Source organism: Roseateles sp. (assembly GCF_052436255.1).
Taxonomy (GTDB): Bacteria; Pseudomonadota; Gammaproteobacteria; order Burkholderiales; family Burkholderiaceae_C; genus Pelomonas.
The window spans coordinates 1-14,911 of the sequence record NZ_JBQVNP010000131.1 but is presented as its reverse complement, the minus strand read 5'-3'; the positions used below and the strand labels follow the sequence as shown (position 1 = coordinate 14,911).

Annotated in this window: 7 protein-coding genes and 1 pseudogene; 3 read left to right on the top strand and 5 right to left on the bottom strand. The window is 68.9% G+C overall.

Annotated elements, in window-relative coordinates; all coding sequences use genetic code 11:
* The coding region (locus ACT6S0_RS21795; protein WP_444765864.1) for a PAS domain S-box protein at positions 1-1,866 on the bottom strand (1,866 nt) is incomplete at its 3' end.
* A 121-nt stretch (positions 1,867-1,987) separates the two neighbouring features.
* Here ACT6S0_RS21795 and ACT6S0_RS21790 point away from each other — a divergent pair.
* The gene (locus ACT6S0_RS21790; RefSeq protein ID WP_444765863.1) at positions 1,988-3,526 is read left to right on the top strand and encodes a choice-of-anchor I family protein; all 1,539 of its coding nucleotides are present in this window, start codon (positions 1,988-1,990) and stop codon (positions 3,524-3,526) included.
* Between the two features lie 36 nt (positions 3,527-3,562).
* Here ACT6S0_RS21790 and ACT6S0_RS21785 read toward each other — a convergent pair whose 3' ends face one another.
* From ACT6S0_RS21785 to uvrA, 4 genes are all read right to left on the bottom strand, one after another.
* A complete protein-coding gene (locus ACT6S0_RS21785; RefSeq protein ID WP_444765865.1) occupies positions 3,563-6,220 on the bottom strand; it encodes a prolyl oligopeptidase family serine peptidase in 2,658 nt (885 codons plus the stop codon).
* Positions 6,221-6,314: 94 nt separating this feature from the next.
* Entirely contained in the window at positions 6,315-6,710 is a 396-nt protein-coding gene (locus ACT6S0_RS21780) for a hypothetical protein (protein ID WP_444765862.1), read from the bottom strand.
* A 157-nt stretch (positions 6,711-6,867) separates the two neighbouring features.
* Positions 6,868-7,848 carry a sensor domain-containing diguanylate cyclase gene (locus tag ACT6S0_RS21775; protein ID WP_444765861.1) on the bottom strand — a complete coding sequence of 327 codons (981 nt, stop codon included), beginning with the start codon at positions 7,846-7,848 and terminating at the stop codon, positions 6,868-6,870.
* A 108-nt stretch (positions 7,849-7,956) separates the two neighbouring features.
* A complete protein-coding gene (uvrA, locus tag ACT6S0_RS21770; RefSeq protein WP_444765860.1) occupies positions 7,957-13,572 on the bottom strand; it encodes an excinuclease ABC subunit UvrA in 5,616 nt (1,871 codons plus the stop codon).
* A 224-nt stretch (positions 13,573-13,796) separates the two neighbouring features.
* Between uvrA and ACT6S0_RS21765 the strand changes: the two genes are divergently transcribed.
* Together ACT6S0_RS21765 and ACT6S0_RS21760 are read left to right on the top strand one after the other, a co-directional pair.
* Positions 13,797-14,309 (top strand): response regulator, encoded by a 513-nt coding sequence (locus ACT6S0_RS21765; RefSeq protein ID WP_444765859.1) that lies wholly within the window; start codon positions 13,797-13,799, stop codon positions 14,307-14,309.
* Between the two features lie 365 nt (positions 14,310-14,674).
* A pseudogene (locus ACT6S0_RS21760) lies at positions 14,675-14,911 on the top strand (tripartite tricarboxylate transporter substrate binding protein); the annotation flags it as partial.

Here is a 14,911-nt window from a genome sequence, read left to right as displayed (position 1 = left end):
GGCCAGCACCTGGCCCAGCACGGCCTGGGCGCGCGTCAGCCGCTCCTGGGCCTGGCGCTCACCGCGGCCGGCCAGGCTGGCCGCGGCGCTCTGCAGCGCCGCGCTGGCGTTATTGAGCGGCTGGCGCACCTCATGGGCCAGCACGTCGAGCATCTCGGAGCGTTCGCGCAGCAACTGGTCGAGCTCCTGCACATGGCGCTCGGTCTGGCGCCGCATCTGCTGCTCGTGGGCCAGCTCGGCGCGGTGCTTGAGCGCCTCGGTGATGTCGTCCACCAGCGCCAGCGCGCGCAGCGGTCGGCCGTCGGGGCCGTACTCCGCCACGGCAGACACCAGCACGTCGCGCAGCGTGCCATCGGCGCAGATCAGCTGCACGGGGCAGTCGCTGACATGGCCGTCGCGCCACATCGCCGGGCGGTAGACCTCGCGCACCTGCCGCGCGGACTCGGGCGTCATGAAGTCGTCCAGCGCGCGTCCGACGACCTGCTGGCGCTTGTAGCCCAGGCGCTGCAGCCAGCGGTCAGACACGCTGAGCACCCGCCCGGCAGTGTCGACCGAATGCATCAGCGCCGGCGTCGACTCGTAGAGCACGCGCAGGCGCTGGCGGTTGTGCTCCAGCTCGACGGCGGCGCGGTGGTGCTCGGTGACGTCCTGAACGGCGCCCACCAGCCGCACCGGCACGCCGTCCTGCCAGTCGACCTGACCCTGGGCCAGCACCCAGATCTCGCGCCCCTTGGCCGTGACCAGGGGCAGCTCCAGGCTCCAGGGCTCGCCATGGCTGAGGCCACGGCGCACGGCGGCCTCGATGACGGGGCGTGCCTCGGGCTTGTAGTAGGCAATGGCTTCGTCGAGGGTGGGCTGTTGGCCGGGTTCGAGGTCGTGGATGCGGAAGGTCTGGTCGCTCCAGACCAGGGCCTCGGTCTGCAGGTCCAGCGTCCAGCCGCCAATGCCGGCGACGCGGCCGGTGCGGTCGAGCAGGGCCTTGCTTTCGCGCAGCTCGTGCTCGGCGCTGATGCGGTCGGTGACGTCCTCGACGATGCCGACATAGCCACGCAGCCTGCCGTCCGGCAGCAGCAGCGGCCGCGCGCGCGCCCAGACCTGGCGCAGGCCGGCGTCGGCGCGCAGCCGGTAGCGCATCTCGAAGGGCTGGCGTTGCGCGACGCAGCGCCGCCAGTGGCTCAGCACCGAGGCGCTGTCCTCGGCGGCCAGCGTCGCTGCCCAGCCGTCGCCCAGGCTGGCGCCGGCCGGCAGGCCGCAGATGCGTTGCCAGTTGGCGTTAGTGGAGATGAAGTGGCCCGCGGCGTCGGTGCGGAAGACGCCCAGCGGCGTCGTCTGCGCCAGCACGTGGAAGGGCTGTTCGGCATCGGGGCCTTCAGCTCGCGCCAGCGCCTGCTCGCGCATCATCAGCCCTGCGGCGGCTGCATCGGCCAGGCGCTTCAGCGCCTCGCGTTGCGCGTCGGTCAGCTCGCGCGGCTTGAAGTCGACGACGCACAGCGTGCCCGGGTGGCTGCCATCGTCCAGCCGGATCGGTATGCCGGCGTAGAAACGCAGCGGTGGGTCGGCCAGCACGTCGGGGTGGTCGGCAAAGCGCTCGTCCAGGCGCGCGTCGCAGACCTCGAACAGGCCGTCCGCCAGCAAGGCATGGGCGCAGAAGGTCTGGGTGCGTGGCATCTCGCTGCGGCCGCAGCCGACCGCCGCCTTGAACCATGGGCGTTTCTCGTCCAGCAGGCCCAGCAGCGCGACCGGCGTGCCGCAGATCTGCGCGGCCAGGGCGGTCAGGTGGTCGAACAGCGGCTCGGACTTGGTGTCCATGACAGCCAGTGCGGCCAGGCGGCGGTCTTCGTCGGGAGGCAGGTCGGGGATCACCATGGCTGCCAAGCTTAGGGCAAGCCCCGCGCTGCATCGGGGGGGACGCCCCGCCTTCGTCACGCGCCTGTCACGCGCCCGGCACAGCATGCGTGGCTTTGGTCCACCCCCCACGCCAATGCGCATGAAGTCCACCCGACTGATCCAGACCCTCGCCACCTCCTTCGCCATCGCCCTGGGCGCCGGCAGCGCCGGCGCCGCCAGCCTGCTCGATGGCGCCGGCCTGCTCTGGGCCACCAACCATGCCGGCATGCCGAGCGGCTTCCTGTCCGAGATCGTCGCCTTCGACGCCACGAACAAGACGCTGTGGGTCGCGGGTGTCAACGGCGTCAATGTGCTGGACGCCAGGACCGGCGCGTCGCTGAACTTCATCGACGTCAGCGCCTGGGGCGCCATCAACAGCGTGGCCATCCACAACGGCATCGCCGCCTTCGCCATCGAGGCGCGCGACCGCAGGCTGCCAGGCGTCGTGCAGCTCTACGACACCGGCAGCCGCGCGCTGCTGGCCGGCGCCAGCACCATCGCCGTCGGCGCTCTACCCGACATGCTGACCTTCACGCCCGACGGCCGCCGCATCCTGGTTGCCAACGAAGGCACGCCCAGCGCCGGCGACTACGGCACGCGCATCGGCACGACGGTGCCGCGCAACTTCGGCGTCGGCGCCAATGACCCGGTCGGCAGCGTCAGCATCATAGACGTCGCCAGCCGCTCGGTCGTCTCGACCGCCACGCTGGCCGGCGTGGCCCAGAGCGGCAGCCACATTCGCAGCAACACGGGCATGGATTTCGAGCCCGAGTACATCACGGTCAACGCCGCCGGCACCCAGGCCTATGTCAGCCTGCAGGAAGCCAATGCCCTGGGCGTGCTCGACCTGCAGAGCGGCCAGTTCACCAAGGTCATCGGCCTGGGCGCCAAAGACTTCTCGCACGCTGGCAATGCCATCGACACGCTGAACAACGGCAGCGTCAGCTTCCAGGCCGTGGCCGCCAAGGGCCTCTACATGCCGGATAGCCTGGCCACCTTCCAGTCTCGCGGCAACACCTACGTCGTGATGGCCAACGAGGGCGATTTCCGCGAGGACGATGCCGACCGCTCGGCCGCCAGCAGCCTGGGCGCCACGGGCGTGCTCGCCAACCTGCGCGTGTCCAACACAGATTCATCGCCGGGAGACCTCTACGCCGCCGGCGCGCGCTCCTTCTCCATCCGCGACACGGAGGGCAACCTCGTCTACGACAGCGGCAACATCCTCGATGTCGAGGCGCACAAGCTGGGCATCTATGACGACGGCCGCAGCCGCGACAAGGGCGTGGAGCCCGAAGGCCTGGAGCTGATGCAGCTCGGCGGCAAGACCTTCGCCTTCATCGGCCTGGAGCGCACGACGAGCGGCGCCGTGGCGGTGTTCGACATCGACGTGAACGACCCGAGCAAGACCAGCTTCGTGCGCATGTTGACCATCGACGGCCAGCTGCGCCCCGAAGGCCTGAAGGGCTTCACGATGGACGGCATGCACTACCTGGCCATCGCCAGCGAAGGCGGTGACGGCGGCGTGGGCGCCGGCACCGCGCTGTTTGCACTGGCACCGGTGGCAGAACCCAGCAGCTACGCGATGCTGCTGGGCGGCCTGGGTCTGGTCGGCTGGATGGCGCGTCGCCGCCGCGCCTGAACCTGGGGCCGAGCGTCGGGTCAGGCTCGCCCGCGTTCAGCGCGGTGCGACTGGACGAGGGGCCAGATGCTGCAGCCAGAAGGCTTCATATTTACGGTGCCAGCCGGCGGGCTTGACGACCCCGCCCATGGCATGCGCGCCGTCCGGGTCCAGGAACAACTCAACCAGCGATTCCTTGCCCGAGTCCAGCAGCTCGCGGTAGACGTTGACAGTGTCCTGGTAGAGCACGTTGGGGTCCTGCATGCCGTGCACCAGCATCAGCGGCTTCCTCAGGCCCTTGGCCAGCGGCAGCAGCGAGTACTTACGCAGCACCGGCTTGGTCCGGTCGACCTTGCCGATGGTGCGGCCGCTGTACCAACTGTTGTAGTTCTCCCATTCCGTCGGGCCGGCGCCGGCGATGCCGGCGGCGAACAGGTCGGGCCGGGTGTACATCGTGTACTGGGTCTGGAAGCCACCGAAACTCCAGCCGTTCAGGCCGATGCGGCGGGGGTCGACGCCGTACTGCGTTGGCAGCAGCTTGACCAGGTCTTCCAGGTCCTCGGACTGCGGCTCGCCGACACGCTCCCAGTTGGCGCCGGAGAACTTGCGGCCGTAGTTGCTGTGGCCGCGCGGATCGACGGCGACCGTCACGTAGCCGTGCTTGGCCGCCATGTATTGGCCGAACAGGTAGGCGGTGTTTTGGAAGCTGTCGACCTCGACGATGTGGCGGTCGTTGAGCGGGCCGCCGTAGACATAAACGATGCCGGGCCGCTTGTCGCTGGCCTGCCAGCCGGCCGGCTTGAAGGCATAGGCCTCGATGCGGTCACCATGACGGTTGATGTAGGAAAAACGCTCGGGCTGCAGCAGCTTGAGCGACGCCCAGGCCTTGTCATGACTCTCGGTCAGCGTGCGCGTCGGCGTCCTGCCGTCGGTGGCGAGCAGCTTGAGTTCGGGGCGCTGCGCCCAGTTGCCTGCATTGGCGCTAACCCAGCGGCCGTCCTCCGACGCCGCCGCGTTGCGGTGGAACTCGCCCGGGGCGCCCAGGGCCTGCATGGCGCCGCTGGCCATGTCGACGCTGAAGAGGTTCATCGCCGCCGCGTCGCCCCGGTTGGCCAGCAGGAACATGCGCTTGCTGTCGGGCGTGAAGCCGACGACCTGGTGGGCCTCGAACTCGCCGGTGACCAGCGGGCGCAGCGCCTTCGTCATCACGTCAATGGCATAGGGCTGGCGCCAGCCTGCTTCGTCCAGCGTCAGCACCAGCGTCTTGGCGTCGGGGGTGAAGCGCGGCTTGAGTACGTTGACGACCTCGTGGCCGACATCACCGCGGCGTTCCAGCACCAGCTCTGGCTTGGCGTTCTCGTCGGCATTGCCGAGATAAACGCGCAACAGCTCCTTTTCGCGCTCCCAGGTGGTGAACGCATAGTGGCTACCGTCCTTGGCCCAGGCCACGTCGCTGATCTCGAACCACACATCGCCGCCGGCATGCGTGAACACCGGCGCCGGCTGCCTGCGCGGCGGCTCGGCACCGGCAGGCACCTGGCGGATGTAGAGCGCCATGGCCTGCAGCGTGCGCTTGTCGTCGGACACCTCACGGTTGACCTTCTTGGCCGTGGCCCAGCGCTCGCTGTAATTCATGATCTCGACCTGCTTGGGCGGCGGGGCCGGCTTGTCGTCCGCCGTCTTCAGCGGCGCCCTGGCCAGCAGCGACATCCAGCGGCCGTCTTCGCTGATTTGCGTCTCGACGATGCGGTACTTCTTCTGCTCGTCGTCGGGGTGAATCAGCTCGCGGTTGAGCACCTGCACGGCGGCCTGTGCAAAGCGCGCGCGCAGCACGCGACCGTCATCGGTGTAGACGAAGCCGCTGTCGTCGGGCGTATAGGCCACGATGCGCAGGTCGCGCTGCGTCGTCACCAGCGCCACCGGCGCGGCATCGCCCACCTGCCAGCGGTAGAGGCCGCCGCGGTACTGGAAGATCAGCTCGTCGGCCCTGCGCGCCCAGACGAACTGGGTCGGGCCGGGGTAGAGGTCGGTGGGCTTGAGCTTGTCGCGCGCCAGCTTCTTCTTCAGCTCGTCGCGCAGCTCCCAGGTCTCCTTGGCCTTGTCGGCGGCGGATGCTGCTGAGGCGGCCGCGGCCGCGGCCGCAGCCGCCACGGGCTTGCCGGCGCGCCGGGCGGCCAGCTCGGCGGCCGCCCTCTTCTCGGCCTCGGCTTCGGCCTTGTCGATGGCCTTCTGCGCATCGTCCTTGGCCTTCTTGTCGGCCAGTTCCTGCTTCACGACCGCCAGCGCAGCGCGTTCCCACTGCGCAAGATCGACCTCGTCGCCGCGCAGATAGGCTTGCTGCGCCACCTCACGGGCCTGGCGCTCCGCATATTCCGTCTGGCGCTGCTTGAGCTTCTTGGCGAAGCGCTCGGTGTCCTCGGGCGCGTCGAAGGCGGCCATCAGCTGCGGCGTCGTCAGGCGCTGCGTCTTGCCGGTACGGGTGTCGTGCACCCACAGGTCGGTGCCCGGCTCGCCGAAGGGGCTCCACAGCCAGGCCAGATAGCGGCCGCTGCGGCTGAAGGCCGCTTCCTTCGCGGCATCGCCCCGATAGGGCTCGGCGCGGAAGATCTGTTCGAGACTCGGGGCTGTGGTGGCCGGGGCGGGTTGCGCCTGCAACGGCACGGCGGCCGACAAGGCCAGGGCGAGGGCCAGGCTGCTGAACGCAGCGAAGGTCACGGGCTTCAAGGGGTCTCCTGAAATGCCCCCTAGGGTTAGGGGCGGCGCATTTTAGGAAGCCGCCCAGGCCGCCCCATTCGTCACCCACGCACGTTCAGCCCAGGATCGTGACGGTTTGCGGCATCGAGCTCTGCCTGGACTTGCGCCACAGCGCGATGGCTACATGCACCGCCAGCCCGATGCCAAGCAGCAGCAGGGCGCCGACGCCCCATACCACCCAGGCCAGGAAGCTCACGCCGCCGGACAGCGAGGGCAGCATGCCGGCCAGCGATTGCAGTTGCGGCGTCAGTGTCTCCAACGTGCCCGCCAGCCATTCCGCCACCGGCACGGGCAACCAGGCCGTCAGCGCCTCGGGCAGGCTCCAGTCGGCCGAACCGATGCTACCGGCATGAGACAGCATCGCTGCCAGCAACGCCTGGCCCGACCACACCAGCGCGGACCACAAGGCCAGCAGCAGCAACACCAGCACCCAACCTGCGAGGAACACCATTGCGGGATCTCCGTTCACAAAGGGCTGCAGTGTGCAGGGCCTGGTCCGCATCGGGAAAGATGCCCGCGTCTGAGCGTGAGTTCGGCACAACCGAAGCGGCGGGCGCGACAACCGGTGCAGCCGGGCGGGCAGAGCTCCGGCGCCATCCGGCAAGCCGTCAGGTCCCTTCGCACGGCCCGGTCTGCCCGCCGCGCTTGTCCACATACATGGCGGCATCGGCAGCGGCGAGCAGCGGCCGGATGTCTGGCGGCGCGTCCGGCGAATAGGCCTGCTGACCGACGCTGAACGAGAGGCCGTAGCCGCGCCGGGAAAGCCGGTTGTAATCGGCCACCGCGTTGCGCAGGCGCCTGAGCGCCTGCGCGGTCATCTCGGGGTCGCTGTCGATCAGCAGGGCCAGGAACTCGTCACCACCCAGCCGCGCCACCAGATCGCTTTCGCGGAAGGATTCGCTCAGCAGGCCGGCAAACGCGGCCAGGGCCTCGTCGCCCTCGGCATGTCCGAAGCGGTCGTTGACATCCTTGAAATTGTTGAGGTCGAAGAAGAGCAAGGTGGCCTGCGAGCGCTGCCGATGCGCCAGCTGCAAGGCATGCTGAGCCAGCGCCTCGAAACCGCGCCTGTTGGGCAGCATCGTCAACTCGTCCGTAGTGGCCAACTGCAAGGCCACCAGCTCTAGCTCGGCCATGCGGGCGAGATCGCCGAGCAGCGACCGGTCTTCCTGTGGCAGGTCACGCGGCTGGCTGTCCAGCAGGCACAGGGTGCCCAGCTTGCTGCCGTTGGGCGCCTTCAGTGTGTAGCCGGCATAGAAGCGCACATGCGGCGGACCGGTGACCAGGGGGTTGTCTGCGAAGCGGGCATCGGCCCGGGTGTCGGGGATGATGAACAGCCCCTCGCCCAGGATGGCATGGCCGCAAAACGAGATGTCGCGAGGGGTTTGCGGGATGTCCAGACCCGCAGCGGACTTGAACCACTGCCGCTCGCCGTCCACCAGGCTCACCAACGCGATCGGCATGTCGAACAGGCGCCGAGCCAGGCGCGTGATGCGGTCGAACCGCTCCTCGGGTGCCGAGTCCAGCAGCCTGAGGGCGCGCAAGGCAAGCAGCCGTCTGCGCTCGTCGACCGGTTTGATAGGTGCTTGCATATCGCTTCCAGGAAATGAAATGCGGGCGCCGCACGATGTGTTGCTTCCCCCTAGATCATCCTGTAATTGCGGATCCCATGCAGCCGAAGGGCGCCAAGGCGTTCCGGCTCAGCGGCTCAGCACGGGTGCCAGGGCCACCCCGGTGTGGCTGCCCGACCCCACCACCTGCTCCGGCGTCCCCTCGATGACAACGCGGCCGCCCGCGTCGCCCCCTTCGGGCCCCAGATCCAGCACCCAATCCGCTTCCGCAATCACATCCAGGTCATGCTCGATGACCACCACCGAATGCCCGCCCGCGACCAGCCGATGCAGCACGCGGATCAGCTTCTCCACATCGGCCATGTGCAGGCCCACGGTCGGCTCGTCCAGCACATAGAGCGTGTGCGGCGCCTTCTGCCCCCGCCTCGTCACGTCGTCGCGCACCTTGACCAGCTCCGACACGAGCTTGATCCGCTGCGCCTCGCCACCCGACAAGGTCGGCGACGGCTGGCCCAGGGTGAGATACCCCAGCCCCACGTCCTTCAACAACTGCAGCGGATGCGCAATCGATGGCATCGACGCAAAAAACTCCACCGCCTCGTCCACCTCCATCGCCAGCACATCGCCAATGCTCTTGCCGCGCCAGGACACGCCCAGCGTCTCGGGGTTGAAGCGCTGGCCGTGGCACTGGTCGCAGGGCACCTTCACGTCGGGCAGGAAGCTCATCTCGATGGTCTTCATGCCCTGGCCTTCGCAGCCCGGGCAACGGCCCGCGCCGGTGTTGAAGGAAAAGCGCGCCGGCGCATAGCCGCGCGCCTTGGACTCCAGGGTCTCGGCGAAGAGCTTGCGGATGGCGTCCCAGAAGCCGATATACGTCGCCGGGCAGGAGCGCGGTGTCTTGCCGATGGGGGTCTGGTCGACCTCCAAGACTCGGTCGACCCGCTCGTGGCCCTCGATGCCGTCGCAGCCGGTCCACTGGGCTGGCGCCTTGCGCAGCGGCACGGCCACGGCCATGCCGGCCAGCAGCACGTCGCGCGCCAGCGTGGACTTGCCGGAGCCGGACACGCCGGTCACGGCCACCAGGCGGTGCAGCGGCACGTCCACCGTCACGCCCTTGAGGTTGTGCAGTGACGCGTTCAGCACCCGGAGCTTAGGCGCATCCGGATCAATCGGCCGGCGCGCCTGCAGCGGGTGGATCAGCGGGTGGGCCAGCATGCGGCCCGTCGTCGATTCGGGCTCCAGCGCCAGCTGCGCCGCCGTGCCCTGGGCCACCACGCGGCCACCACGTTTGCCGGCACCGGGGCCGATGTCGATGATGTGGTCGGCGCGGCGGATGGTGTCCTCGTCATGCTCGACGACGACCAGGGTGTTGCCCTTGTCGCCCAGCGTCGCCAGGGCCTTCAGCAGGATCTGGTTGTCGCGCGGATGCAGGCCGATGGTCGGTTCGTCCAGCACATAGCAGACGCCCTGCAGGTTGCTGCCTAACTGAGCTGCCAGGCGGATGCGCTGGGCCTCGCCACCCGACAGCGTGGGCGCGGCGCGGTCCAGCGTCAGATAGCCCAGCCCCACCTCTTGCAGGAACTCCAGCCGGCCGAGGATTTCGCTGACCACGTCGCGCGCGATGTCGGCATCGCGGCCCCGCAGGTGCAAGCCCTTTACCCAGGCTTGCGCTTCGCCCACGCTCCAGGCGGCCACGTCGCCGATGCCCTTGTGCTCGAACTCGACCGAGCGCGCCGTCGCGTTCAGCCGCGTGCCGTGGCAGTCCGGGCAGGCGGCGTCGGTCAGGCCTTCGACCTCGGCCTCCTCGGACGGAAAGCTCTGCTCGCGGCCGCGGTTGTCGTCGCTCTGCACGCTGTCGTCGAGTTCCTTGCGCTGCTCGCGCGTCAGTGCCAGGCCCGTGCCGACGCAGCTGGTGCACCAGCCATGCTTGGAGTTGTAGGAGAACAGGCGCGGGTCCAGCTCGGGGTAGCTGGTGCCGCAGATCGGGCAGGCGCGCTTGGTGGAGAAGACCTTGACCGTGCCGACACCGGCGCCGGTCGCGCCACCGTCCAGGCTGAGCCCGTCCAGCGGTGCCAGCACATGCAGCACACCCTTGCCGATATCGAGGGCCTTCGCCAGCAGCTCGCGCAGCTCGGTCTCGCGTTCGGGCGTGACGACGAGGTCGCCGACTGGCAGCTCCAGCGTGTGCTCCTTGAAGCGGTCGATGCGCGGCCACGGCGAGGTGGGGAGGAATTCGCCGTCCACGCGCAGATGCGTGTGGCCGCGGCCCCTGGCCCATTTGGCAAGGTCGGTGTAGACGCCCTTGCGGTTCACCACCAGCGGCGCGAGCAGGCCCACATGCTGGCCGCGGTAGTCGCGCATCAGCTGGGCGGCGATGGACTCGACGCTCTGCGGCTTCACCGGCGCGCCGTCCTTGGTGCAGTGCTGCACGCCCAGCTTGACGTAGAGCAGGCGCAGGAAATGCCAGACCTCGGTCGTCGTCGCCACCGTGCTCTTGCGGCCACCGCGCGACAGGCGCTGCTCGATGGCGACCGTCGGCGGAATGCCCCAGACGGCATCAACCTCGGGCCGGCCGGCCGGCTGCACGATGCTGCGGGCGTAGGCGTTCAGCGATTCGAGATAGCGGCGCTGGCCCTCGTTGAAGAGGATGTCGAAGGCCAGCGTGGACTTGCCCGAGCCCGACACGCCGGTCACGACATTGAACTTGCCACGCGGGATGTCGACGCTCAGCCCCTTGAGGTTGTGCTCACGCGCATTGACGATCTTGATCGCCTCGTCGGCCTGGCGGCGGCCACGCACGATGGACTGCAGCGGCCGGCCCTCCTCGACAGCCATGGCCGAGCGGTCCATGTGCAGCGCATAGTCGCGCAGCGCCGCGGCGGTATGCGACGTGGCGTGCTTGGTGATCTCCTCGGGCGTGCCGGTGCAGACGACCTCGCCGCCCGCCTCGCCGCCTTCGGGGCCGAGATCGATGAGCCAGTCGGCCGCGCGGATGACATCGAGGTTGTGCTCGATGACGATGAGCGAATGGCCGGCGCTCAGCAGCTTGCGCAGCGCGCGCATCAGCTTGGCGATGTCGTCGAAGTGCAGGCCCGTGGTCGGCTCGTCGAACAGGAACAGCGTGCCCTTCTTGGCGACGCCGAAACGCGGCGACGCCGCCGCCTCGGCCAGGAAGCCGGCGAGCTTGAGGCGCTGGGCCTCGCCACCCGACAGCGTCGGCACCGGCTGGCCCAGGCGCACGTACTCCAGACCCACGTCGACGATGGGCTGGAGCTTGGCAATGACGGCGCGGTGCTCGCTGAACAGATGCACGGCCTCGGCCACCGTCAGCTCCAGCACGTCGGCCACACTCAGGTCACGGTCCTTCAGCGTCAGCTTGGCGTCCAGCATCTCGGCGCGGAAGCGCTTGCCGTCGCAGTCCGGGCAGCGCAGGTAGACGTCGCTGAGGAACTGCATCTCCACATGCTCGAAGCCCGATCCGCCGCAGGTCGGGCAGCGGCCGTCGCCGGCGTTGAAGCTGAACATGCCGGCCGTGTAGCTGCGCTCGCGCGCGATGGGCGCGTCGGCGAACAGCTTGCGGATCTCGTCGAAGGCGCCGACATAGCTGGCCGGGTTGGAGCGCGCCGTCTTGCCGATGGGCGACTGATCCACGAACACCGCGTCGGCCAGGAAGTCGCCGCCCAGCAGACGTTCATGCACACCGGGCGTCTCGGTCGCCTTGCCGAACTGCCGGGCCAGCGCGGGGTAGAGCACGTCCTGCATCAGCGTGCTCTTGCCGGAGCCGCTCACGCCGGTGACGACGACCAGGCGCTGCAGCGGGAACTCGACGGTCACGTCGCGCAGGTTGTGCTCGCGCACGCCTACGAGGATGAGCTTGGGCGTGCTCTCATCGACGAGACGCTTCAGGCCCATGCCGACATGCTTGCGCCCGCCGAGGTAGGCGCCGGTCAGCGTGTCCGCCGAGCGGATGCTGTCGGGCGTGCCGTCGTAGACGATCTGCCCACCGCGCTCGCCGGGGCCGGGGCCCATGTCGATGAGGCGGTCGGCGGCCAGCATGACGGCCGGGTCATGCTCGACGACGACCAGCGTGTTGCCCGCGTCGCGCAGGCGCTGCATGGCCTGCACGATGCGGCCCATGTCGCGCGGGTGCAGGCCGATGCTGGGCTCGTCCAAAACAAACAGCGTGTTGACCAGGGAGGTGCCCAGGGCCGTTGTCAGATTGATGCGCTGCACCTCGCCGCCGGACAGCGTGCGGCTCTGGCGGTCCAGCGTCAAATAGCCCAGGCCGACGTCGCACAGGTAGCGGCTGCGGTGGCGGATCTCGTCGAGCAGCAGCTTGAGCGCCTCGTCCAGCATGGTGCTGGGCAGCTGCAGGCCGTCGACGAAGTCGCGCAGGCGCTGGATGGGCAACTGCATCAGGTCGTGCAAGCTCAGGCCGGGCAGCGCCTCAAGCTGCTCGCGGGTCCAGCCGACGCCAACCGGAAGAAAGCGCTGGGCCGCCGGCAACGCCGCGTCCGCCAGCGGCTTGGAGCCGACGCGCCACAGCAGCGCCTCCAGCTTCAGTCGCGCGCCCTTGCAGGCAGGGCATTCGGTGTAGCTGCGGTACTTGGACAAGAGCACGCGGATGTGCATCTTGTAGGCCTTGCTCTCCAGGTAATCGAAGAAGCGCTTGACGCCATACCACTGCTTGTTCCAGTTGCCGTTCCAGTTGGGCGTGCCGCTGATGACCCATTCGCGGTGGGCAGGGCTCAGCTCTTTCCACGGCGTGTCGCGCGGAATGCCGGCCTCCCCGGCGTACTTCAGCAGGTCGTCCTGCGAGTCCTTCCAGGCTGGTGTCTGCATCGGCTTGATGGCACCGTTGCGCAGGGTCTTGCGGTCGTCGGGGATGACCAGTCCGAGGTCGACACCGATGACGCGACCGAAGCCGCGGCAGGCCTCGCAAGCGCCGAAGGCCGAGTTGAAGGAGAACAGCGCGGGCTGCGGGTCGGCGTAGCGGACGTCGCTCTCCGGGCAGTGCAGGCCGGTCGAGAACTTCCAAAGTGTTGCGCCGTCGTCACCCACGTGAACATTCACCCGGCCTGCGCCGCGCTTCAGGCCGAGCTCGATGGCTTCCATCGCGCGCTGCCTGTCAGAAGCCTGGATACGGAAGCGGTCGGCCACCACGTCCAACACTTTTTTACCTTCAACTTCGCGCTCGCCTTGGACGCGCGTGAAGCCGCTGGCCGAGAGCCATTGCTGCACCTGCTCCGCCGAGGTGTTGCCGGGCAGCTCGACCGGGAAACTGAGCACCAGCCTGGGGTCGTCGACCGCCGTCCGGGACATCAGCTCCGCATAGATGCTTTGCGCCGTGTCATGCTTGACCGGCAGCGCGGTCTTGCGGTCGAACAATTCCGCTGCGCGCGCATAGAGCAGCTTCAGATGGTCGTTCAGCTCGGTCATCGTCCCCACGGTGGAGCGGCTGGTGCGCACCGGGTTGGTCTGGTCGATGGCGATTGCGGGCGGCACGCCGTCCACCTTGTCGACGGCCGGGCGGTCCATGCGGTCCAGGAACTGGCGTGCATAGGCCGAGAAGGTCTCCACATAGCGCCGCTGGCCCTCGGCATAGAGGGTGTCGAACACCAGGCTGGACTTGCCCGAGCCGCTGGGGCCGGTCACGACGGTCAGCTCGGCCGTGCGCAGATCGAGGTCGAGATTCTTGAGGTTGTGCTGCCGAGCACCTCGGATGCGGATCAGACCGTCAGACATTGCGGGAGGGGTCCCAAACGACAAAGGCGAGCAGTGTAGGGAGGGGCACAGTCCAAAACTGTCAGCACTCGCGACCGACGAGCGGTCGATTCAGGCCTGGCGAGCGGCCAAGCCGCACCGCGTTTGTGGGTCATGCGGTTGCGTGGCAACGCCGGCTGAGGCAACAATGGCCCGCGCTCCGTCCGGGGCCGATAACAAAAATACAAACTGAAGAGGACATGGGGATGGACAACTCGACGTTGCCCGGGCCAGCACCAGCGCTGGTGCCGTACTGGCTGAGCGCCACCACCGGTGGTGCGGGCGTCGACACGCCGGAACCCGGCGACAAGGGCGCCTTGCCAAGCCAGCGTCAGGCCAACGTGCTGCTGGTCGAGGACAACCACATCAACCAGGTCGTGGCGCTGGAGTTCCTGTCGCTGATGGGCGTGCAGGCCCGGCTGGCCAAGAACGGCCTGGAAGCGCTGGCGGCCTGCGCCGATGCCCCGCCCGACCTGGTGCTGATGGACATCCAGATGCCCGGCATGGACGGCCTGGAATGCGCCCGCCGCCTGCGCGCCCAGCAGCGCGAGGGCACGCTGCCGCCCTTCCCCATCCTGGCGCTGACCGCGCATGCGCTGGACGCCGACGTGGCCGCCAGCCTGGAAGCGGGCATGGACGAGCACCTGACCAAGCCGCTGGACTTTGTAGCTCTGCGCACGCGCTTGCAGCGTTGGCTCAAACTCCCCGAGCCCAGCTGAATTCGGGTTTGCGCCTTTGCGGCTCGAGCGCCGGGCTGCTCCCAAGCCGGCCCGCCTGAGGCGATGTGCATGCCGGGCAATCCGGCATGCATGGCCGTCCCCTTGGTGACCGACCGGGGCCCGCACGCTTGCAGCGGCGCGGGACTGGGCGAGGGGCTCCAGAAACGTCGGCGTTGGTCGATGGCCGCGCCGGCCGCCGTCGGCATCAGCACGGCAGGCGGGGATGGGCCTTGCGCAGCGCGCGGGCCAGCGACGGGTCGCTCTCGCCCAGCATGTTGATGTCGAGCACGGTCACCTCCGGTACGCTGCTGCAGCCCTCAGCGCCTTGCCCATAATTGCCGTATCACACCCACGGAGACAAGCCAATGAAGCGCCGTACCCTGCTGGCCGCCGCGCCCGCGCTGACGGGCCCCTGGCTCGTGCAGGCGCAGGGCAGCAAGCCCTACACCTGGATCGTCCCGTTCCCGGTCGGCGGCGGGACGGACGCCTTTGCCCGGCCGCTGACGACGGTGCTGACGCGCCAGCTGGGCCGCCAGGTGATCATCGACAACAAGGGCGGCGCCGGCGGCACGGTGGGCGCCGGCCTGGCGGCCAAGCTGGCG

Excerpts from the sequence above, each read along its gene's own strand:
- ACT6S0_RS21790 (WP_444765863.1), top strand. The coding sequence starts at position 1,988 with ATGAAGTCCACCCGACTGATCCAGACCCTCGCCACCTCCTTCGCCATC.
- ACT6S0_RS21780 (WP_444765862.1), bottom strand. The coding sequence starts at position 6,710 with ATGGTGTTCCTCGCAGGTTGGGTGCTGGTGTTGCTGCTGCTGGCCTTG.
- ACT6S0_RS21775 (WP_444765861.1), bottom strand. The coding sequence starts at position 7,848 with ATGCAAGCACCTATCAAACCGGTCGACGAGCGCAGACGGCTGCTTGCC.
- uvrA (WP_444765860.1), bottom strand. The coding sequence starts at position 13,572 with ATGTCTGACGGTCTGATCCGCATCCGAGGTGCTCGGCAGCACAACCTC.
- ACT6S0_RS21765 (WP_444765859.1), top strand. The coding sequence starts at position 13,797 with ATGGACAACTCGACGTTGCCCGGGCCAGCACCAGCGCTGGTGCCGTAC.